At 66.0% G+C, this 17,470-nt stretch carries 22 protein-coding genes and 1 pseudogene; 12 read left to right on the top strand and 11 right to left on the bottom strand.

The annotated features are described in order from the left end of the window. Nucleotides 1-22 precede the first annotated feature (22 nt). The gene (locus FRZ44_RS00540; protein ID WP_151175340.1) at nucleotides 23-883 is read left to right on the top strand and encodes a class I SAM-dependent methyltransferase; all 861 of its coding nucleotides are present in this window, start codon (nucleotides 23-25) and stop codon (nucleotides 881-883) included. A gap of 141 nt (nucleotides 884-1,024) precedes the next feature. Continuing rightward, nucleotides 1,025-1,945 (top strand): prenyltransferase/squalene oxidase repeat-containing protein, encoded by a 921-nt coding sequence (locus FRZ44_RS00535; RefSeq protein WP_151175339.1) that lies wholly within the window; start codon nucleotides 1,025-1,027, stop codon nucleotides 1,943-1,945. Nucleotides 1,946-2,093: 148 nt separating this feature from the next. Here the strand turns inward: FRZ44_RS00535 and FRZ44_RS27660 are convergent, their stop codons facing one another. From FRZ44_RS27660 to FRZ44_RS00505, 5 genes are all read right to left on the bottom strand, one after another. Next, complete coding sequence (locus tag FRZ44_RS27660; protein WP_151180097.1) at nucleotides 2,094-2,177, bottom strand: DUF3309 family protein; 84 nt, start codon at nucleotides 2,175-2,177, stop codon at nucleotides 2,094-2,096. Between the two features lie 48 nt (nucleotides 2,178-2,225). Then, complete coding sequence (locus FRZ44_RS00525) at nucleotides 2,226-2,399, bottom strand: CsbD family protein (RefSeq protein ID WP_151175338.1); 174 nt, start codon at nucleotides 2,397-2,399, stop codon at nucleotides 2,226-2,228. A 311-nt stretch (nucleotides 2,400-2,710) separates the two neighbouring features. Beyond that, on the bottom strand, nucleotides 2,711-3,346 hold the full coding sequence (locus FRZ44_RS00515) for a sulfotransferase family protein (RefSeq protein WP_151175337.1): 636 nt from the start codon (nucleotides 3,344-3,346) through the stop codon (nucleotides 2,711-2,713). Between the two features lie 278 nt (nucleotides 3,347-3,624). Continuing rightward, entirely contained in the window at nucleotides 3,625-4,068 is a 444-nt protein-coding gene (locus FRZ44_RS00510; RefSeq protein ID WP_151175336.1) for a GFA family protein, read from the bottom strand. Between the two features lie 221 nt (nucleotides 4,069-4,289). Then, nucleotides 4,290-5,480 carry an MFS transporter gene (locus FRZ44_RS00505; protein ID WP_225308480.1) on the bottom strand — a complete coding sequence of 397 codons (1,191 nt, stop codon included), beginning with the start codon at nucleotides 5,478-5,480 and terminating at the stop codon, nucleotides 4,290-4,292. A gap of 174 nt (nucleotides 5,481-5,654) precedes the next feature. Between FRZ44_RS00505 and FRZ44_RS27560 the strand changes: the two are divergent. Further along, nucleotides 5,655-5,807: pseudogene (locus tag FRZ44_RS27560) on the top strand (NAD(P)-binding domain-containing protein); the annotation flags it as partial. 17 nt (nucleotides 5,808-5,824) lie between these two features. On the opposite strand, the gene FRZ44_RS27200 reads toward FRZ44_RS27560, so the two are convergent. Next, entirely contained in the window at nucleotides 5,825-5,971 is a 147-nt protein-coding gene (locus FRZ44_RS27200; RefSeq protein WP_225308479.1) for a DUF305 domain-containing protein, read from the bottom strand. A 601-nt stretch (nucleotides 5,972-6,572) separates the two neighbouring features. Between FRZ44_RS27200 and FRZ44_RS27470 the strand changes: the two genes are divergently transcribed. The 6 genes from FRZ44_RS27470 to FRZ44_RS00470 all read left to right on the top strand — a co-directional run bounded on the left by FRZ44_RS27470 (nucleotide 6,573) and on the right by FRZ44_RS00470 (nucleotide 10,221). Then, on the top strand, nucleotides 6,573-6,701 hold the full coding sequence (locus FRZ44_RS27470; protein ID WP_263641905.1) for a hypothetical protein: 129 nt from the start codon (nucleotides 6,573-6,575) through the stop codon (nucleotides 6,699-6,701). Between the two features lie 18 nt (nucleotides 6,702-6,719). Next, nucleotides 6,720-7,526, top strand: a complete 807-nt coding sequence (locus FRZ44_RS00490; protein ID WP_151175335.1) for a DUF72 domain-containing protein — start codon at nucleotides 6,720-6,722, stop codon at nucleotides 7,524-7,526. Between the two features lie 2 nt (nucleotides 7,527-7,528). Then, nucleotides 7,529-8,158 carry a hypothetical protein gene (locus tag FRZ44_RS00485; RefSeq protein WP_151175334.1) on the top strand — a complete coding sequence of 210 codons (630 nt, stop codon included), beginning with the start codon at nucleotides 7,529-7,531 and terminating at the stop codon, nucleotides 8,156-8,158. Nucleotides 8,159-8,347: 189 nt separating this feature from the next. Further along, nucleotides 8,348-9,025, top strand: a complete 678-nt coding sequence (locus FRZ44_RS00480) for a cyclic nucleotide-binding domain-containing protein (protein WP_151175333.1) — start codon at nucleotides 8,348-8,350, stop codon at nucleotides 9,023-9,025. A 75-nt stretch (nucleotides 9,026-9,100) separates the two neighbouring features. Beyond that, nucleotides 9,101-9,475 carry a hypothetical protein gene (locus FRZ44_RS00475; RefSeq protein ID WP_151175332.1) on the top strand — a complete coding sequence of 125 codons (375 nt, stop codon included), beginning with the start codon at nucleotides 9,101-9,103 and terminating at the stop codon, nucleotides 9,473-9,475. Then, complete coding sequence (locus FRZ44_RS00470; protein WP_151175331.1) at nucleotides 9,472-10,221, top strand: hypothetical protein; 750 nt, start codon at nucleotides 9,472-9,474, stop codon at nucleotides 10,219-10,221. The genes FRZ44_RS00475 and FRZ44_RS00470 overlap by 4 nt, the downstream gene beginning before the upstream one ends. Before the next feature lie 21 nt (nucleotides 10,222-10,242). On the opposite strand, the gene FRZ44_RS00465 is transcribed toward FRZ44_RS00470, so the two are convergent. Beyond that, complete coding sequence (locus FRZ44_RS00465) at nucleotides 10,243-10,791, bottom strand: hemerythrin domain-containing protein (protein WP_191908332.1); 549 nt, start codon at nucleotides 10,789-10,791, stop codon at nucleotides 10,243-10,245. Nucleotides 10,792-10,953: 162 nt separating this feature from the next. Continuing rightward, nucleotides 10,954-11,445 carry a cupin domain-containing protein gene (locus FRZ44_RS00460; protein WP_151175329.1) on the bottom strand — a complete coding sequence of 164 codons (492 nt, stop codon included), beginning with the start codon at nucleotides 11,443-11,445 and terminating at the stop codon, nucleotides 10,954-10,956. 228 nt (nucleotides 11,446-11,673) lie between these two features. Between FRZ44_RS00460 and FRZ44_RS00455 the strand changes: the two genes are divergently transcribed. Then, the gene (locus FRZ44_RS00455; protein WP_225308478.1) at nucleotides 11,674-11,877 is read left to right on the top strand and encodes a hypothetical protein; all 204 of its coding nucleotides are present in this window, start codon (nucleotides 11,674-11,676) and stop codon (nucleotides 11,875-11,877) included. Nucleotides 11,878-11,914: 37 nt separating this feature from the next. Here the strand turns inward: FRZ44_RS00455 and FRZ44_RS00450 are convergent, their stop codons facing one another. Further along, nucleotides 11,915-12,607: a hypothetical protein gene (locus FRZ44_RS00450; RefSeq protein WP_151175328.1), complete on the bottom strand. Its 693-nt coding sequence runs from the start codon at nucleotides 12,605-12,607 to the stop codon at nucleotides 11,915-11,917. A gap of 141 nt (nucleotides 12,608-12,748) precedes the next feature. Here FRZ44_RS00450 and FRZ44_RS00445 point away from each other — a divergent pair, with 141 nt between their 5' ends. Beyond that, nucleotides 12,749-13,135 (top strand): MAPEG family protein, encoded by a 387-nt coding sequence (locus FRZ44_RS00445; protein ID WP_151175327.1) that lies wholly within the window; start codon nucleotides 12,749-12,751, stop codon nucleotides 13,133-13,135. 159 nt (nucleotides 13,136-13,294) lie between these two features. After that, nucleotides 13,295-14,848, top strand: coding sequence for a trimethylamine methyltransferase family protein (locus FRZ44_RS00440; protein ID WP_151175326.1), 1,554 nt, complete (start codon nucleotides 13,295-13,297; stop codon nucleotides 14,846-14,848). Between the two features lie 18 nt (nucleotides 14,849-14,866). Here the strand turns inward: FRZ44_RS00440 and FRZ44_RS00435 are convergent, their stop codons facing one another. Both FRZ44_RS00435 and FRZ44_RS00430 read right to left on the bottom strand, forming a co-directional pair. Beyond that, nucleotides 14,867-16,054, bottom strand: coding sequence for a M24 family metallopeptidase (locus FRZ44_RS00435; protein WP_151175325.1), 1,188 nt, complete (start codon nucleotides 16,052-16,054; stop codon nucleotides 14,867-14,869). A 21-nt stretch (nucleotides 16,055-16,075) separates the two neighbouring features. Continuing rightward, entirely contained in the window at nucleotides 16,076-17,227 is a 1,152-nt protein-coding gene (locus tag FRZ44_RS00430) for a M24 family metallopeptidase (protein WP_151175324.1), read from the bottom strand. Nucleotides 17,228-17,470: the final 243 nt, after the last annotated feature.

Genomic DNA, 17,470 nt, shown 5'->3' with positions numbered 1-17,470 from the left:
GGTCGGTTCAAGGGGACATCCGATGCGTGACGGAGAGGCCAGCGAAACGGCGCTGCGCGTGGCGATGCAGCGGGCGGCGCACCAGCTGTTCGACCAGCCGCTCGTCTTCCGGGGTCCGCTGGCCGTTCCGATCCTCGGGGCCGGAGAAGAAGCGAGGCTGCGGGCGGATCCGACCGATCAACGGACGCCGTTCGCGCTCGCCTTTCGGGCGGCCGTGGTGGCGCGCAGCCGGTTCTGCGACGATCTGGGCCGGGCCGCGGTCGCCCGGGGGCTTCGCCAGGTGATCCTGCTCGGCGCCGGCCTGGACACCCTCGCTTACCGGAAGGCGCTGCCGGCCGATGTCAGGCTGTTCGAGGTCGACCATCCCGCGACGCAGGCCTGGAAGAAGCGGATGCTCGCGGCTGCCGGCATTGCCATACCGGCATCGGTCGCCTTCATCCCCATCGACTTCAACACCACATCCCTCGCCGAGGGTTTGCGCTCGGGCGGTGTCGATCTCGGCCGCCCCGCCTTCTTCTCCTGGCTCGGTGTCGTCTATTACCTGTCCGCGGACACCGTCCTGGAGACGCTCCGCGATGTCGGCGCGCTGGCCCCCGACAGCGAGATCGCCTTCGACTATTTCGAGCCGGCCCAGAACTACAGCGCCGAGGAGCGGCCGGGCTTCACGTCGCTGGGCAAGCAGGTGTCAGCCGGTGGAGAACCCTGGAAAAGCTATTTCGAGCCCGCGGCGCTGGGCGCGGCGCTCCGGTCCGAGGGCTTCGGCGATGTCGAGGATCTGAACAGCTCGGCCATGGCGGCGCGCTATTTCGCCGGACGAAGCGACGGGCTTGCGCCGGCCGGGCCGATTCATTTCGTCCGGGCGCGCGTCGGGACGAAGCCATGAAACGCGACGCGGTCAGTGGCGCCAGCAGGGGTTCCCAAGCTCGGTCAACCGATACTTGTTGTCGAGACCTCCACGTCCAAGATCCGTAGAGTTCCACCGGCTCGATGGGAGGTATCCCGGGTCGGCAACGGAGAGAGGAGCATGGCGAGTCGAAAGGCGATCCTGAAGTGGCTGCTCGATTCGGATCCGTCGATCCGCTGGCAGGTCTTGCGCGACCTCACCGACGAGACCGGCGAGGCCGTCGCCGCCGAGCGCTCGCGCGTCGCCTCGGAAGGCTGGGGCGCCCGGCTCCTTGGCCTCCAAGCCGAGGGCGGCCAGTGGGGTGCGGAGGACGACGAGGGCTGGATGCGCACCGTCTACGCTCTCGCGCTCTTGAAAGATCTGGGAGTGGATCCGGCGGATGAGAGCGTCCGCAAGTCGATCGACCGCGTGCGGGAGCGCATCGCCTGGTGGCAACTCGATGGCAGGCCCTTTTTCGAGGGCGAGACCGAGGCCTGCATCAACGGGCGGATCCTGGCGGCGGGTGCTTATTTCGGCGCCGACAGCGACCGGCTGGTCGATCGCCTCCTGGAGGAGCAGCTCGAGGATGGCGGCTGGAACTGCGAGGCCCCGACGAGCCGGCGATCCTCGTTCCACTCCACGATCTGCGTCCTGGAAGGGCTCCTCGAGTACGAGACGGCGCAAGGCGCACCGGCCGCCGTGACGCGGGCCCGGACCCGGGCCCAGGATTATCTTCTGGAGCGTCGCCTGCACAGATCGCTCGCCTCCGGCGAGGTGATCAATCACCGCTGGACGCGCTTCGCCTTTCCGACCACCTGGCATTACGACGTGCTGCGCGGGCTGGATTTTCTGCGGAGCGCCGGCGTTGCGCCCGACGAGCGCGTCGCCGAAGCGGTGGCACTGGTGGAGAAGAGGCGCCACCAGAACGGGCGCTGGCCGCTCAACCTCCTTCACCCAGACCGGCTCGAGCGGCTTCCCTTCGAACTAGAAGCCGAGATCGGCAGGGCCCGCCGCTGGAACACGCTGCGCGCGCTCCGCGTGCTGGACTGGCATGGGAGTTGAGATTCCGAGGCGGCAGGGTGTCGATCGGAAAGCGGGGCGCGGGGGTGAACCCGAGGACGGAGATCGGCCGCCTCGGCCGATCTCAGCTTTCACAGGCTTCTCGGTCACTCGGCTCCCAAGAGACGAGAGCCGCTTGATCCGGGGCTTGTCAGCGCCAGCGGCTATAGCCCCAGCCACCGCCGCCGAGAAGCAGGACGACCAAGACAATGATGAGAATTGTTGTTAGCGACATGTGAGGCCACTCTTTCGATTGCTGCCGGCCAGGATCGGCCGGCGGCGGCTATTTGCCGCGAAGCGTGTCTTTGAGGCCGCCGACGGCGCTCTGCACCTGGCCCACGGCCTTGTCGGTCTTGCCCTCGGCTTTGAGCTTGGCATCGCCGGTCAGCTTGCCGGCGGCTTCCTTCACGGCGCCCTTGGCCTGGTTGGCCGCGCCCTTGATCCGATCCTTATCCATCTGATTTCCTGTCTCTGGTACGAAGCCGGTAACGGCTGGATAAGGCGCAGCATCGGCTCGAAAGCCGACCGCGTCTGTATAGAATTGAACAGAGAAATCCGTGCCCCGCCGACCTCCGACCCACGCCCGCCATCCGGCCTCAGTCGCTCTTGAGTCTCTTCCGAGTGCCGGCGCGGCGAGCGGCCGCTTGCGCCGGCATGTTCTGGGCCACGGCCGCGCGAATGAGCGCCTTCAGGGCCTCATCGTCGAGCTTGTCGCCCTCATGGAGCGGGTGTTGTCGTCTTCTTCATGATCGTTGTCGCTCGCCGCCGTCAATGCGGCTCGCCGCGAACCAGCTTCCAGAACTCTTCCTGGCTATTGCTGCGGGGAAAAGCAACGTCGGGAACGGGCTTGCCCAGAAACCTGCAAAGCGGCTCCCATCCCTCGGTCACGTCGAACACCAGCAATCGCTCCGGCGCGATGGATGCGCGCACCTCCTCGATGCGCCGGCGATAGGCGCGCAAGGCCCCCTCACGGTCGGCGAACGGACAGCCGAAGGTCTGGTTCTGGATGAGGTCGATCCCGACATCGAGCATCGCGTTCACATGCGGCGGCATTCTTGCCCGCTCCGGCGCATCGGCAAGGAGGCCGATGGTCGAGGAAAAACTCTTCCACCAGGCCTCTTCCGGCCGGACGCTCAGCACCACTCTGGCCTTGGGATAGGCGGCCGCCAGCTCGCGCCAGGGATGGGCGCCCGGCCAGTCGACTTGCGAGCGGTAGCCCGCGAACACCTCGTGCCAGTCCACGGGCCTGCCCTGCGCCACGGCCTGCCAATAGGGCACCTGCGCGGGGTTCTTGAAAACCTCTTCCATGTGATGGCACGGGCCGAAATCCAGAATTTCGAGCGCCTGCTTCAGCGACAATGTTCCGGTCCGGCCGAAGCCGGGCCCGATCACTTCCAACGACATGGATTCCCCTGCTGCCGTGCGATGTTTTTCTTTTGCCGGCTGCGGCGCCAGCATGCGCGCAATCCCGTCGTCTGGCAACCGGTCGCGCCCGGCCGCGGACCCGAGACGCCGCCCCGGTCTCAGGACGTCGCAGCCGCGGCGTGAGCCGCGAAGAGCGCCTTGACGACCATGGTGTCGCAATAGCTCGTCAGCGCCGGATATCGGGATGGTCAGGCCCGACGTGGATCGTCCGGCAATAATCCCGCGCCGACGAATTCCTGCGCGGTCATCGCCGGTCTCTAGCTGCCGTACGGACCGGCCGCCATAGCATGTTCCTCGAATTGCGGCAGGTCGTCGGTGATGGTGAACCACGGCGCCTTGGAGCCGACGAAGATATGCATTGTCGGACGGATAGTGGGATCGTCGACGAGGGTCCCCATGGCGACATGGATGAAGGCGCCCTCTCGAACGACCGAATAGAGCAGTGAGCCGCACTGCCCGCAGTGGGCGTCATGGCCGGTTTCGTCGCCGACGCGCATGAGCTTGTCCCCGCCCTCGGTGACGCGCAGCTTGTCGCGCTCGATGCCGGCGAAAGGCTTGAAGGCCGAGCCAGTCGTCCGCCGACATTGCGAGCAATGACAGTTCATGGCATAGCCGAACGCGTCCGCCACTTCATACTGGACGGCGCCGCAGAAACACTTTCCAGCAAGAGTCCGGGCGGATGTTCCCTTCGGGTCTGTCATGAGCTCCTCCCGCTCGGCGGATCGGGCCAGGATCGGCCACGCCGACGTTATACCGGCAGGCTTCGCGGAAAAAGAGGCGCCGGGGCTCTCATGACTCCGGCCTGCGCTCGCCGCAAATCGCCCCTGCGTCCGTGCCGCAAGTCGAGCCGAGGGACCGCCTATGATCGCGCGGTCCTGCGCTTCACCTTCTCGCCCGAGGGCGATCGGATCCGTCGCCCCTCTCAGATCCAGCCGCGCAGCTCGGCCGCGAACAGCAGGAGCATCAGCAGCCCCATGACGCCGCCCGCACTCGCGGTCGCGTTCCAGCCACCCCAGTGATAGGTCATGGTGCCCAGCACCGAGCCGATGGCACCGCCGGCGAAGAGCAGCGTCATATACATGGCGTTCATCCGGCCGCGCGTCTCGACGGGAACCGCATAGATGATGCGCTGGCCCGTGATCTGGTTGGTCTGGACCGCCGCGTCGAGCAGCACGGTCAGGAGGACCAGCGCCACCATCGAGGATGCCGTCACCGCCCGGTCCGTGCCGTAGAAGGACAGGCCCAGCGTGATCATCGCGCCCGCGGTCAGGACGCGCGTGAAGCCGCGATCGGCGAGGCGGCCGACGAAGGGTGCCGCCAGCGCGCCGCCGGCCGCGGCCAGGGCGAAGATCGCGATGCTGTACTGCGATAGGCCGAAGCGGTCCGCGAGCATGATCGGCGCCGCGGTCCAGAACATGCTGAAGGCGGCGAACATCAAAGCCTGATAGGCGGCGCGGCGGCGCAAAGCCGGCGCTTGCAGGAACAGCTCGAACATCGAGAGCAGGATCTGGCCGTAATGCATGCCGCCGCGCGGCTTTTCGCGGGGCATGACGCGCGCCAGCATCACGCCGATCGCCAGCATCAGGCCCGCCGAGGCCCAGAACACCGCGCGCCAGCCGAACGCCGCGGCGACGAAAAGCGCCGCGGGCCTTGCCAGCATGATGCCCGTCAGCACCCCGGCCATGACGCTGCCGACGACGCGGCCGCGCCGCGCCTCCGGCGCCAGATGGGCGATGAAGGGCAGGAGAACCTGCGCGCCGGTCGAGCAGAGGCCCGTCAGCAGCGAGGCGGCGAAGAACACGGGCGCGCTGGTGGCGGTCGCGGCGGCCACCGATCCGACGATCGTGAGCGCCAATGTGCCCATCACCAGGGCGCGGTTCTCCACCAGGTCGGCCAGCGAGACGAGGAAGAACAAGCCGACGCCGTAGCCGATCTGGCTGACGCTGGCGATCGAGCCTGCCAGGTCGGGACTGATATCGAGCTCCGGCCCGATCGAGGCGATCAGGGGCTGCGCGTAATAGAGATTGGCGACCAGCGCGCCGGTCGCGATCGCAAACAGGATGATAAGAGCCGACGACGGGCCCTGCCCGGCATCCTTGCTGTGGTCCGTCAATCGTTCAAACCTTGTTGAGCCGGTTCAGGCCGTGGCGAATGGGCGAAGCGTACAAGATCATATTGTGCCCGTTGCGATATGGAGGGGACGAGCCGGGACGGCGCGCGCGCGAAATGCCGCAGTCCGGATCGCGGGGTCGGAAGATCCGATGTCATTCGACTGTCATGAGAGTCGATGCTATCGCTCGATTTATTTTGGAAGACGAACCCGGAAACCCCACCGCGTGCAGGGGAATCGACGGCGGCAATGAAGGAGAGAGAGATGAGGGTCGGCTTCATCGGACTCGGGCAAATGGGCGCCGGCATGGCGCTGAATCTCGTGAAGGCCGGGCATGAGGTGACGGTCTATAACCGCACGCCGGCGAAGGCGGCCGATGGCTCGCCGACAGCGAGGTGCATCGCCGCGATCTCCTGCTGCTGATCCACAATGATCTCCTCGGCGATGTGCCGGAGCTGCTGGTTATGGCCATAGCGCAGGAGGCCCTCGGCCATGTCGATGGCGCCTGATGATGCACAGTCATCATAGCCACGAAGTCGCGATCGACATCGCCCGTCGGCGTGACGTCCATGTCGCCCATCATGCGGTCTATCGCGGCTTGGTTTTCTGCCAGGAAGGCCGCTTCCCCGCCGCTCGGCGCCAACGTCTCGTCGGAGGCGGGCGCCTGGCCCGGAATCGCGGACTGGGCCACGAAGCCACCGCACAAAGCGACCGCCAGCAGCATCTGAGCCGGGGAAAAGAGCTGGGAGCGGCCAAAGATCTTTGAAGATGAGGCGTCATCCGTGCCTCCTGCACACCGCGTGCAAGCATCGATCCAGGGTCCAGCTGCCACGGGCGACGGCGACGGCCAGGCGCAACACGGCCCCTGGGAAGGAGATAGGCGATCAGGCGGTGCAGGGGGAGAACGCAACTGCTGGCGTTATGCATTTCTCGCGACAATCGGTTCCCGCCGCAACAAGGCGGCAGGCATATCCGGCCGCGCCGCCGGCCTCGCAGGTCCGGGCCCCGCTCATCGGCGAGTGCCACGCCGATTTCGAATGCAAGCTGGTGGATTCGCGCCTGATCCGGAAATAAAGTCTGTTCGCCTGGGAAGTGGTGAAGGCGCACGCGGCGACCGCACCGGAATTCCCGCGCAAGATCCATTATCGGGGCGACGGCATCTTCATGATCTCGGAGACCAACACCAGCCGATATCGCAGACAGTTCAAGCCGGGCAATCTATGACGGCCAGGGAGTCGAGACATGGCGCGCGCAGCAAAATCGCTCATCCATATCGGCGTCGGCGGCTGGGTCTTCGAGCCCTGGCGCGGCGCGTTCTATCCCGACGGCCTGGCGCAGAAACGCGAGCTCGAATATGCCAGCCGCAAGCTCACCTCGATCGAGATCAACGGCACCTTCTACGGTTCGCAGAAGCCGGCGAGCTTCCGCAAATGGCATGACGAGACGCCGGAGGGCTTCCTGTTCTCGCTCAAGGGGCCGCGCTTCGCCACCAACCGGCGCGTTCTGGCCGAGGCCGGCGAATCCGTCGAGCGCTTCTTCGCCAGCGGCGTGACGGAGCTGAAGGAGAAGCTGGGGCCCATCAACTGGCAACTGGCGCCGACCAAGAAATTCGACGCGGCCGATTTCGAGGGCTTCCTGGCACTCCTCCCCAAGAGCGTCGAGGGGCTGAAGATCCGCCATGCTGTCGAGCTGCGCCATGAGAGCTTCAAGACGCCGGAGGCAGTGGCCCTCGCCCGCAAGCATGGCGTCGCGATCGTCCTGGCCGGCGATTCGGAATATCCCGTGATCGCCGACGTGACGGCACCCTTCGTCTATGCGCGCATCATGGGAACGGTGGAGAAGGAGAAGACCGGCTATTCCGCCAAGGCCCTCGACCGATGGGCCAAGCGGGCCCGGACCTGGGCCGCCGGCGGTACGCCGGAGGATCTCGAGTCGGTGACGCCCCCGCCGAAGAAGGCGGGCCCGCGCGAGGTCTTCCTCTATGTCATCAGCGGCGGCAAGGTTCGCAACCCGGCGGCGGCGATGGCGCTGATCGAGCGCGTCAAATAGGAATGCCGCTGCAAAATCGCGTCACGCCTTTCGGCGAGATCCTGGCCGTCCCGGAGCGCGGCCTCTTCACCGGCAATCGCGGGATCATCCACGATCCGGCGACCCGGACCTTGCTGGCGCGACGCTGGACCGGCAAGGCCTGGATCGTCTGCCTCTGCGAGTATAAAGGCATGCGCAGGGAGGTGATGGGCGAGCGGAGCTGGACGGAACTCTTTTTCCTCGACGAGGCGACAGCGCTGGCGGCAGGGCACCGCCCCTGCTTCTTCTGCCGGCGCGAGGCGGCGAACCGTTTCCGGGCGTGCTGGGCGCACGGTACTCACGCCGCCCCGCCGAGCGCACCGGCCATGGATCGCGTGCTTCACGCCGAGCGGCTCGATGGCAAGGCCAAGCGTCGCCATCCCCTGCCTCGACCGATCGGCGACCTGCCCGACGGCGCGATGATCGCGGTGGAAGACGAGGCCTTCGCGGTCCTTCATGGAGAGCCGTTTCGCTGGACGCCGGCCGGCTACCAGTCGGCCGCGATTTCGCCGAAGAACGCCCAATTGCTGACGCCGCCCTCGACCGTGAAAGCATTTGCCGCCGGCTATCGGCCTGTTTTCCATCCGAGCCTGGCGAGCGCCTCGGCGGTGTGAACGCGTGGCGCGGCGGCAGCACCCGGCCGCCCTTGCAAAGATGAAGCCCACGCCACCCTGATCGAGGCGTGAGCGATGCCGACCGATTTGCGGAAGGGCATTCTATACCGGCCCTCTGGGCCGGCGGCAGGGTTTCCGGCGAGAGCGACTATGTTCGCATGGGGCCGCATAGGAGCGAGGTGATAGGAAATGGACTGGGCAGTCCCGCAATTCAGCCTCGCCGACATTCCGGCGAATCTCTCCTATATCGCGATCGCCTTTTCCTACTATGTGCGAGGGATGCTGTGGCTGCGCCTCCTCGCGGTGGTCGGATTCGTTCTCGAGACCGTCTATTTCGGGCTGATCGGTTCCAATCTCTATACCGGCATCGTCTGGAACCTCGTCTTCATTCTGATCAACGTCGTTCAGATCGCGCGGCTGTTGTGGGAGAAACGCAGCTTGCAGATGCCTCTCGACGAGAAGGCGCTCCTGCTCGAGGTTCTGGCCGGGCTCGACAATTTCCAGATCGCCAAGCTGCTCAGGGCCTCGGAATGGCGGACATTGAAGCCGGGTACTTTACTGACCTGCGAAGACAAGCCCGTGGACGAGCTTTATCTTCTCGGCTCGGGCCAGGCGGCCGTCAATGTCCGCGGCAGGACGGTCGCTCAATTGGAGCGCGGCGCTTTCGTCGGCGAAGTCGCATTCCTCACCGGCAAGCCCGCCAGTGCCTCCGTCACCATCAAGGACAAGGCGCAGGTCCTGGCCTTTCCCCGATCCGCGCTCAAGAAGGCCTTTCGATCCGACAGCGCGATCGCCAGCGTGGTGCATCAGGTCCTGGGCCGCGACCTCGCCATGAAGATGGTCCAGGCCAACGACGCCCGGGGCTGAGCCGGTTTCGCCGGCTTGTGATAGACTGCAGCCCCTAAGCGGGAATCAACCCGCCACGGCAGGCGCATCGGCCCCATGAACATCAAGATCAAGATTCTCGGCTGGCTCCATACCCTGCTCGGCGGGATCGGCCTGATCGCGGGCCTGGCGCTTTGCGGCGGCCTGTGGTTTTCGCCCGACGACGACAGCACCGCAGCGCTGCTCTATGTCGGGCCGCTCTTCTCGATCGTCGCCGTCTTCCTGTTCCTGCCGGGCCTGATCGGCGGCATCGGCCTGCTGCGATTGCAGCCCTGGGCGCGCATCCTGATCATCATCCTCTCGGGCCTCGAGGTGCTCAATTTTCCGATCGGCACGGTGCTGGGCGGCTTCGGGCTCTGGGTGCTGCTCGACCGCGAGGTTAAGACCGCCTTTGCCGGATCGGCGGAGCCGACCCTGCGCGCAGCGTCATGAGCGCCGCTCCGCCCTCGCGCTTTCCGGGCGGCGTTCTCCTGGCCATGGCCGGCGTGGGCGCCGGCTTCGTCATCGTGATCGGGGCCGGGTACTACCTCTCCGGCCAGCCAGCCCCCTCGGCGATCGCCAACAGCCTCCCCGTGGCGGTCGCGGTGCTGGCGGCCGTCATCGTCGTCGCCGCCAAGCGCTGGCGCCCTGGAAAGCCCCGCGCGTCGGACTGGGGGATTCTTCCCGACGGATTCGATTTCCATCGGCCGCGCTTGCGTCGCCAGCGCCTGGCCAATGAGGCTGCAAGACGAGAGCGCCTGGCGGCCCTTGCCGCCGATCCGATCAAATTCCGCTATGTGAAACTGATCGAGGCCGGTCAATCCTGGTCGGATGAACAGATCGCCTATGATCTGGATCGCCGCCAAACCGCGACCTGCCCGCATCTGCAACCGATCGAGCGCGCGCTGCGCGATCACGGGCTCTACCTGCGGCGCTGGGCGGGCCCGGATGTGGAGGCACAATGCTGTGTCGATGACGCCGGGCTGTCGCGCCGTTTCGCGTTGCCGCCCTCGGTCCGCTATGCGGAACCGGCCGCCTATGACCGTTCGCTGGAGGATCCGCCGACGGCGCTCCTCCATTGCAGCCTGTGCCGTTCCTCCATTCACCTGATCCATCCCGCCATGGCGCGGCGGCAGACGGCCTGGTTTCCCGCAGCGCCCGATCGCTTGCCCCGATCGGCGGTCAGCACGCGCGGTTGATTCCGGCCTCGAGGCCGGGCCTCACAGGCGGAAGATCCGGATCCGCTCATGGATGGCGAGATAGCTGTGCTCGACCCGCGGGCCGAAAATCGGGTCGCTGACATGAACGGCCCGTTCGTCGATCTCGGCCCAGTCTTGATCCGTGAGCGCGGCGAGGGCGCGAGGGAAGAAATGCTTCTCCTCGGCCTGCATATGCTGACGGTTCACCGAGAGATACTCCGTCGCCAGCGCCTCGAGCCAGGCGCGCGGCATCTCGACATCCCGGGCGGCATTGCCGATCGCCGCGGCGAACCGCCGGGTCAGTTCGCCGAGCCGCTCATGTTCCCCGATCAGGTCGCCGATGGCCGCCTTCGCCGACGGGTCGCGCATGACCAGCCGCTCGAAGATCAGATCCTCTTTCGGATGATGGAACAGGTCGGGATAATGCAGCGTGTATTCCGCAATCGACCGCAGCAGGTCGAAGTCGGGGGTGCGCCCTTCATGGTAGGCATTCATCTCCTCTTCGACGATGTCGAGGAGGAGACGCATGTTGCGGTGGTCGCGCCCGATCTGATCGAGGATCTGCGTCATCGCGTTTGACAGCCTGCCTACGGACCGGCGCCGCGGAAACGCAAGCGGGACCGGTCGCATTGCCGACAGAAAACGATGCTCGCAGATTAGGGACCGGCCACCGCCCCGCATTGATCTGAATCAAACCGGCCGCGGATCGGGAGGAGCGCCCGCGGGCGCAGGTCAAGGGGCGTCCTCCCAATAGGCCATCCGCGCCGCGCGGCGATAACCCTCGCCCATCAGCTTCACGCCGACGCGGCCCGTCTCCGGATAGACACAGACATCGTGCGGGTTGCGCTCGCCGATCAGGAGATAGCGGCAGGGCTTGTCGGTATGGTTGACCAGGCAATGGCCGACCGCCTGGCCCGCGGGGAAGCAGACATGATCGCCCGGCTTCATTACATAGGACTTGTCGCCGAGGCGTAGAGTGAGCATACCCTCCAGGATGAAGACATGCTCCTCCTCGAGCAGATGATAATGCAGCAGGTTGGATTGCCAGCCCGGGAGCAGTTCCTCGCGCAGCACGCCCAGATGCGAGCCGCCGCCGAAGTCGCCCAGTTGCTGCCACCGGCTGCCATAGCGGCCATGGTTGAACTCTTCCTGCCACGGCGCCCGCTCGGCAGAGAAGGGAGCGAAGACGCCGTCGGCGTCGATCGAGGTCGGCTTGTCAGTCATGGGATCTGTCCTCCACGGCGTGGGAAGCCGTCGAGGCTATCGCTATTCCGGTCTCTGCGCATGACGCTAAATTTCGACCGCCCCCGCGATTGCGGCATCCGACCGATTCTGCTGATCTGCCGGCCATGAAACATCGCCCCTTCAGCGATCCCGCCGTGGCGAAGGTCTTCGCGGCCTATCCGCCGGCCTTGCGGCCCGCCTTGCTGGCGCTGCGGAGCCTGATCCTCGATGTGGCCGATACGCAGCTGGGCCGCCTATTTCCATTGCCAGACCACGCTGATCGACAGCTTCCGCGAGCTCTATCCGGACACGTTCGCCTTCGAGGGCAATCGCGCGCTCCTGTTCGAGCGCGACGACAAACTGCCCAAAGCGGCGCTGAGGCATTGCATCGGGCTGGCCCTCACTTATCACGCGAAACCGTCTCGCCGCTGATCTCGGCCGGACGGCAGCCCCTCCCGATCGGCGGGGTTCACGCCCGCTGCGGCGAGCCCCGGTTCTTCTTCGCGAGATCCTGAAGCAGCTCGACCATATCGGCATGCGCCTGGCTGCCGGGATCGCGCAGTTCGTCCACAGCGTGAGCGATGGTCAGCTCGTTCAGCCGGACCAGGGAGCGCATCCGCTGGCGGCGGCCGAGCTTGATCTCCGACGAGCGCCGCTTGAACAGGATCTTGTAGAGCTCGCCCTCGCCGAACAGCTCATTGAGTTCGTTGAACGTCGTGTAGATCAGGAACAGCACGAAGATCCAGATCTGGATCGCCAGGAAGCGGTCCCAGGTGAAATGCGCCGAGAAATAATCCGGGATGCCGGCGAAGGTGCCGCCATGGACGAAATACTCGATGAGGCGCTCGAGCACGCGGGCCACCAGCACCAGCAGGCAATAGACCACCGTCTTGTAGAGGATCGGCTCGATCAAGGGGGCGGTATCGTAGCGCCGTAGCAAGGGCAGCGCGTTCGCCACCAGCACCGCCTTGCCGACGACGAGCGCCGCCGTGGTGGCGAGGATGAAGTTGGCGAGGCCGGTGAAGAAGTCGGGCAGGTAGTCGTTCACGATGAGCTGCGTGGTCAGGACGATCACGTTGAACCCAATCATGAAGAACAGGGTCGGCGGAATGATTTCCTTGATTTCCCTGACGATGAAGGCGATGACGCGTCCCTTGGCCATGGTTCCATCCCCCGCCCCCGATGGGCGCCGGTCGAGATTATGCCCCCGACCGTCCTGCATCCAAATGACCAGGATTGGCATTAAGATGGGTCAGGGCCGACTCGACCTGACGAAGCCGGCTCCAAGCGGAGGGGAAGCATCATGACGACAGAACTGACGCTGCTGGTCTGCGCGATCGCCCTGGCCTTCATCCAGATGCTGGTCGCGGTCGCCGGCCACACCTTGCAGGTGGGTGTCCCGGCCCTCGCCGGCAACCGCGAAGGGATCGCGGCGCCGACCGGCTGGGCCGGCCGGGCGCGGCGCGCCCACCTGAACATGATCGAGAATCTGCTGCTGTTCGCCGGGCTGGTCCTGGTGGCGCACGCGGCCGGCATCAGCACCAGCATGACCGTGCTGGGCGCCCAGCTCTTCCTGTGGGCGCGCCTTGCCTACGCCATCATCTATGTCGTCGGCATCCCCTGGCTGCGGACCGCCGCCTGGGCCGTGTCGGTGGTGGGCCTGATCCTGATCTTCCTGCAGATCATCTGACGGGAGCGGGCTTGTTCCCGTGAAGACAGGGGCCGCGTCCGGCAAGGGCGCGGCCCCGCTGCCTTCTGGCCACGACCCTGCTTTTGCGTCTTGCCAGCCGGTTATGTACAGTCATGTCCAGAGATTGAATCCGATCCAACCCAGCGGGGAACCGATCCCATGAGCACCGGCGATCCGCGCGCCGACCGGCGCATCCGTCGCCGCACGGCGAGCGACAATGTCGCGAACCAGGCGGCCCGCAGCGAGCCCTATCGCCGGCTCGTCATTCCGTTCGAGCCGATGCGGATCTTCTCCGACGACCAGGTCGAGACGATGCATCGGGCGGCCCTGCGGATCCTCGAGGAGATCGGCGTGCGCGTGCTGCTGCCCGAGGCGCGGCAGCGATACAAGGCCGCCGGCGCCTCGGTCGACGAGGCGAGCCGCATGGTGCGGATCGATCGCGGGCTGGTGGAGCAGGCGCTGCGCACGGCGCCGCCCGCCTTCGATCTGGTGGCACCCGCGCCCCATCGCAGCCAGCATATCGCCCAGAAGCATCTCAGCGTCATCCCCGTCGGCGGGCCGCCGCATGTCACCGACATCGAGCGCGGCAAGCGCAGCGGCACGCTCGAGGATTTCCGTAACTTCGCCAAGCTGTCGCAGCAGTATGACGTGATCCATTTCCTCGGCGCCTGCATCGAGCCGCAGGACATCCCGCCTGAGTTCCGGCATCTGGAGACAATGCTGGCCATGCTGACGCTGGGCGACAAAGCGCCCTTCATCTATGGCCGCGGCGGCCCGCAGGTGCGCGACTGTTTCGAGATGGTGCGGATCAACGCCGGCTTGAGCGAATCCCAGTTCAAAGCGCAGCCTCACAGTTACACTGTCATCAACACCAACTCGCCCCTGCAGCTCGACATCCCGATGTCGCAGGGGATCATCGATTTCGCGGCCGCGGGCCAGCTCTCGATCATCACCCCCTTCACGCTCGCCGGCGCCATGGCGCCGATCACCCTGCCGGGCGCCCTGACCCAGGCCCATGCCGAGGCGCTCGCCGGCATCACGCTCGCCCAGATCGTGCGGGCCGGCGCGCCCGTCTCCTATGGCGGCTTCACCTCCAATGTCGACATGAAGTCGGGGGCGCCCGCCTTCGGCACGCCCGAATATGTGAAGGCGGCCTTCGGCGCCGGGCAGCTCGCGCGGCATATCAACCTGCCCTGGCGCTCCTCCAACGTGAACGCCTCGAACATCGCCGACGCGCAGGCGGCCTATGAATCCGAGATGTCGCTCTGGGGCGCCATCATGGGCGGCTGCAACATCCTGATCCATGGCGCCGGCTGGCTCGAGGGCGGGCTCGCGGCCTCCTATGAGAAATTCATCCTGGATGTCGAGATGCTGCAGATGTTCGCCGAGCTGTTCCGGCCGGTGCCCTTCAGCGAAGACGAGATCGGCGTCGAGGCGATCGTGGAAGCCGGACCCGGCGGTCATTTCTTCGGCACCGCCCATACGATGGCACGCTACGAGAAGGCCTTCTACACGCCGCTGGTATCGGACTGGCGCAATTTCGGCGCCTGGACCGAGGACGGCGCCAAGACCGCGACCGAGCGCGCGAACGGCCTGTGGAAGAAGGTGCTGAAGGAGTTCGTGGCCCCGGCGAAGGATCCCGCGGTCACCGAAGCGCTGGAGAGCTTCGTCGCACGCCGGCGCTCGGAAGGCGGCGCGCCGCCGGTGTCGTGAAGCGAAAGAAGCCGGTCGCTACTTCACGAATAACCGGCGGGGGAAATTGCAGAAAGTCTCGACGCCCGTCGCCGTGATCCGGATCGCCTCCGAAATGGCGATGCCCCAATCGTCGAGCCAAATCCCAGGCATGAAATGCATCGTCACATTGGGTTCGAGCACGGTTTCGTCGATGGCGCGAAACGAGATGGTCCGTTCGCCCCAGTCCGGCGGATAATTGAGACCGATCGAGTAACCGCAGCGGGAGTCCTTGAAGAGCCCGTGGCGTTCGATCGTGCGGGTCCAAGCGGCGTGGACGTCCCGTGCAAGCGCGCCAGGCTTGGCCACCTCCAGCGCCGCGGAAATCCCTTCGAGCACGACCTCGGCCGCATGGCGCATCTTCTCGGGCGGCTTGCCCAGATAGAGCGTGCGGGTCATCGGCACATGATAGCGTCGGCGAACACCTGCGACCTCGATGCTGGTTCCGGTCGCCGCCAGGAATGGCTCGTCGAGCCAGGTCATATGCGGACATGAGGTGCCGACGCCGGTCGGCATCAGCGGAACGATCGCGGGATAGTCGCCGCCATATTCCTTCGTGCCGCGCGTGTTGGCGGCCTGGATCGCCGCCGCGGCGTCGCACTGGCGGACACCGACATCGATCGTGTCGATCGCTGTCTGCATGGTGAGCTCAGTGATGCGCGCGGCCTGCTTCATCAACGCGATCTCGGCATCCGACTTGACCGCGCGGATCCAGTTCACCAGCAGGTCCGCGTCCTCGAATCGGGCATTTGGCAGCTCGCGGCGGAGAACCTCGAGCGACCTGGCGGTGAAATAATAGGAGTCGGCCTCGACCCCGATCCGCTTCGACGCCTGCCCGCGTTCCTGAAGCCATCGCGCCAGGGCTTGCATCGGATGTTTGGCGGTCGACTGCACGTGATCGTCGGAATAGCCGACGATGTGATCGGCGGGGAGAATCGTCGTCAGCTTGGCGCCGTTGACGTCCTGGCCCCGGCCAAACCAAAACGGCTTGTCGATTTCCTGGAGCACGACCACGGCCTGCGGCGTATAGAAAGACCAGCCGTCATAGCCGGTTAGATAATTCAAATTGGCGGGATCGCAGACGATGAGCGCGTCGAGCCCGGCCGCTTCCATCCGCGTTTTGGTCTTGGCGATCCGCGCCGCAAACTCGCCTTCGCCGAAGGCGGTGTTGTTCTTGCCGAACTCCATGGGGTCGCTCCTCCTGTCGCGCTATCGCGCGGTGACCTGCATCGGCGTCCGGGTCAGGACCTCGGGCCCCTCCTCGCCGAGCAGCACCGTGTTGGAAATGAAGTAATCGCCGCGGCCCGTGCCCATGAGCCAGGACAGGACGTGGAAGCTCATGCCGATCCTGACGGGGATGTCGCTGTCGGCGCGCAGGCCCGTGACCTTGTTGCCGCCGGTCCAACTCGGCGGAAAACCGATCCCGACCATGTAGCCGCAATGATGGCGCCGGTAATGCGACAGGCCCGCGCGATCGACGACGCCTTGCCAGGCGGCATAGACGTCGCGAAACAGCGCCCCTTCGCAAAGCGAGTCCAGGACCGCGTCGAACGCGGCCCGCGCCAGATCCGCCATCTCATGCGCGTCGGGCGGCGCCCGCCCAATGTGAATCAAGCGGCCCAGGGGCGCGTGATATCGCGCAACGCAGCCGGTCAACTCCAGGAACACGGATTCGCCGGGCCGGAGCCGGGTGTCGCTCCAGCTCGTATGCTCTTCGCCCAGGCGCGCGATGGAGCGGATGAAGGGACCGAAGCCCGGGAACGTGCCGCCCGCCTCGATCATCGCCCGTTCGCACTCGGCCGCGACATGCCGCTCGCTGGCGCCGGGGCCGATCGCCTCGATCGCGGCGGCCGCGCCGGCATCCGATATCCGTGCCGCTTCTCGCATATAGGCCCGCTCGACCTCGCTCTTGACCATGCGCAGGCCGTCGACCAGACCGGTGAGATCGATCCAGTCGGCGCGGGGCATCTGCCGCTGCAAGGCCGCGGCGAGGCCCTGCGGCAAACCGGAGGACCAGGCTTCGATCCCGATCCGCGACGGCTTCTCCCGGACGTCGCGCAAGGCGCGGCCGACGGCATCGGCAACCGTCTCTTGGTCGCCATGGCCTTCGAAGCGGGCATTCGCGACCTGGTTGGCGACCGTGACCTTCTCCATGGCCCGCGTGGCCAGGACCAGCTCGCCTTCGGCCGGCACCATCAGGATATGCGGCGCGAAGTAGCCCCAGTGATCGAGGCCCGTCAGATAGAAGATGTTCTCGGGCGCAGACAGCAGCGCGAGCTCGATGCCGCGCGCGGCCATGCCGACGCGCAGGGCCGCGAGCCTCGCCCCATATTCCTCCGCCGCGAAATAGGGTTGGGCCATCGGTCGTCCGCTCAAGGGTTTGGGCGAACGCGAGGGGCGGCGCGACGGGTCGATTTGCCAAGGCCGGCGCCCCTGGCGCAGGAGTTTGTTGTGTACATCAACATCGATGAGAGGTCATTTTCTGCCAATAATCAAGGGGTGTTCGCCAAAATTAATTATAGATGTGCACATCTATTGAAGTGTCCGGGAAAATTGGGCAGTCTGTGGGTGCTTGCCGCCGAGCCTTGCGAAGGTCCGGGCTGC

The sequence above is a fragment of the Hypericibacter terrae genome (assembly GCF_008728855.1).
Lineage (GTDB): Bacteria > Pseudomonadota > Alphaproteobacteria > Dongiales > Dongiaceae > Hypericibacter > Hypericibacter terrae.
This window is presented reverse-complemented; position numbering and strand designations above follow the sequence as displayed.

What these genes read in the sequence shown, in the direction of transcription:
- FRZ44_RS00540 (WP_151175340.1), top strand. Translation starts at nt 23, where the DNA reads ATGCGTGACGGAGAGGCCAGCGAAACGGCGCTGCGCGTGGCGATGCAG.
- FRZ44_RS00535 (WP_151175339.1), top strand. Translation starts at nt 1,025, where the DNA reads ATGGCGAGTCGAAAGGCGATCCTGAAGTGGCTGCTCGATTCGGATCCG.
- FRZ44_RS27660 (WP_151180097.1), bottom strand. Translation starts at nt 2,177, where the DNA reads ATGTCGCTAACAACAATTCTCATCATTGTCTTGGTCGTCCTGCTTCTC.
- FRZ44_RS00525 (WP_151175338.1), bottom strand. Translation starts at nt 2,399, where the DNA reads ATGGATAAGGATCGGATCAAGGGCGCGGCCAACCAGGCCAAGGGCGCC.
- FRZ44_RS00515 (WP_151175337.1), bottom strand. Translation starts at nt 3,346, where the DNA reads ATGTCGTTGGAAGTGATCGGGCCCGGCTTCGGCCGGACCGGAACATTG.
- FRZ44_RS00510 (WP_151175336.1), bottom strand. Translation starts at nt 4,068, where the DNA reads ATGACAGACCCGAAGGGAACATCCGCCCGGACTCTTGCTGGAAAGTGT.
- FRZ44_RS27200 (WP_225308479.1), bottom strand. Translation starts at nt 5,971, where the DNA reads ATGGCCGAGGGCCTCCTGCGCTATGGCCATAACCAGCAGCTCCGGCAC.
- FRZ44_RS00490 (WP_151175335.1), top strand. Translation starts at nt 6,720, where the DNA reads ATGGCGCGCGCAGCAAAATCGCTCATCCATATCGGCGTCGGCGGCTGG.
- FRZ44_RS00485 (WP_151175334.1), top strand. Translation starts at nt 7,529, where the DNA reads ATGCCGCTGCAAAATCGCGTCACGCCTTTCGGCGAGATCCTGGCCGTC.
- FRZ44_RS00480 (WP_151175333.1), top strand. Translation starts at nt 8,348, where the DNA reads ATGGACTGGGCAGTCCCGCAATTCAGCCTCGCCGACATTCCGGCGAAT.
- FRZ44_RS00475 (WP_151175332.1), top strand. Translation starts at nt 9,101, where the DNA reads ATGAACATCAAGATCAAGATTCTCGGCTGGCTCCATACCCTGCTCGGC.
- FRZ44_RS00470 (WP_151175331.1), top strand. Translation starts at nt 9,472, where the DNA reads ATGAGCGCCGCTCCGCCCTCGCGCTTTCCGGGCGGCGTTCTCCTGGCC.
- FRZ44_RS00465 (WP_191908332.1), bottom strand. Translation starts at nt 10,791, where the DNA reads ATGACGCAGATCCTCGATCAGATCGGGCGCGACCACCGCAACATGCGT.
- FRZ44_RS00460 (WP_151175329.1), bottom strand. Translation starts at nt 11,445, where the DNA reads ATGACTGACAAGCCGACCTCGATCGACGCCGACGGCGTCTTCGCTCCC.
- FRZ44_RS00455 (WP_225308478.1), top strand. Translation starts at nt 11,674, where the DNA reads ATGTGGCCGATACGCAGCTGGGCCGCCTATTTCCATTGCCAGACCACG.
- FRZ44_RS00450 (WP_151175328.1), bottom strand. Translation starts at nt 12,607, where the DNA reads ATGGCCAAGGGACGCGTCATCGCCTTCATCGTCAGGGAAATCAAGGAA.
- FRZ44_RS00445 (WP_151175327.1), top strand. Translation starts at nt 12,749, where the DNA reads ATGACGACAGAACTGACGCTGCTGGTCTGCGCGATCGCCCTGGCCTTC.
- FRZ44_RS00440 (WP_151175326.1), top strand. Translation starts at nt 13,295, where the DNA reads ATGAGCACCGGCGATCCGCGCGCCGACCGGCGCATCCGTCGCCGCACG.
- FRZ44_RS00435 (WP_151175325.1), bottom strand. Translation starts at nt 16,054, where the DNA reads ATGGAGTTCGGCAAGAACAACACCGCCTTCGGCGAAGGCGAGTTTGCG.
- FRZ44_RS00430 (WP_151175324.1), bottom strand. Translation starts at nt 17,227, where the DNA reads ATGGCCCAACCCTATTTCGCGGCGGAGGAATATGGGGCGAGGCTCGCG.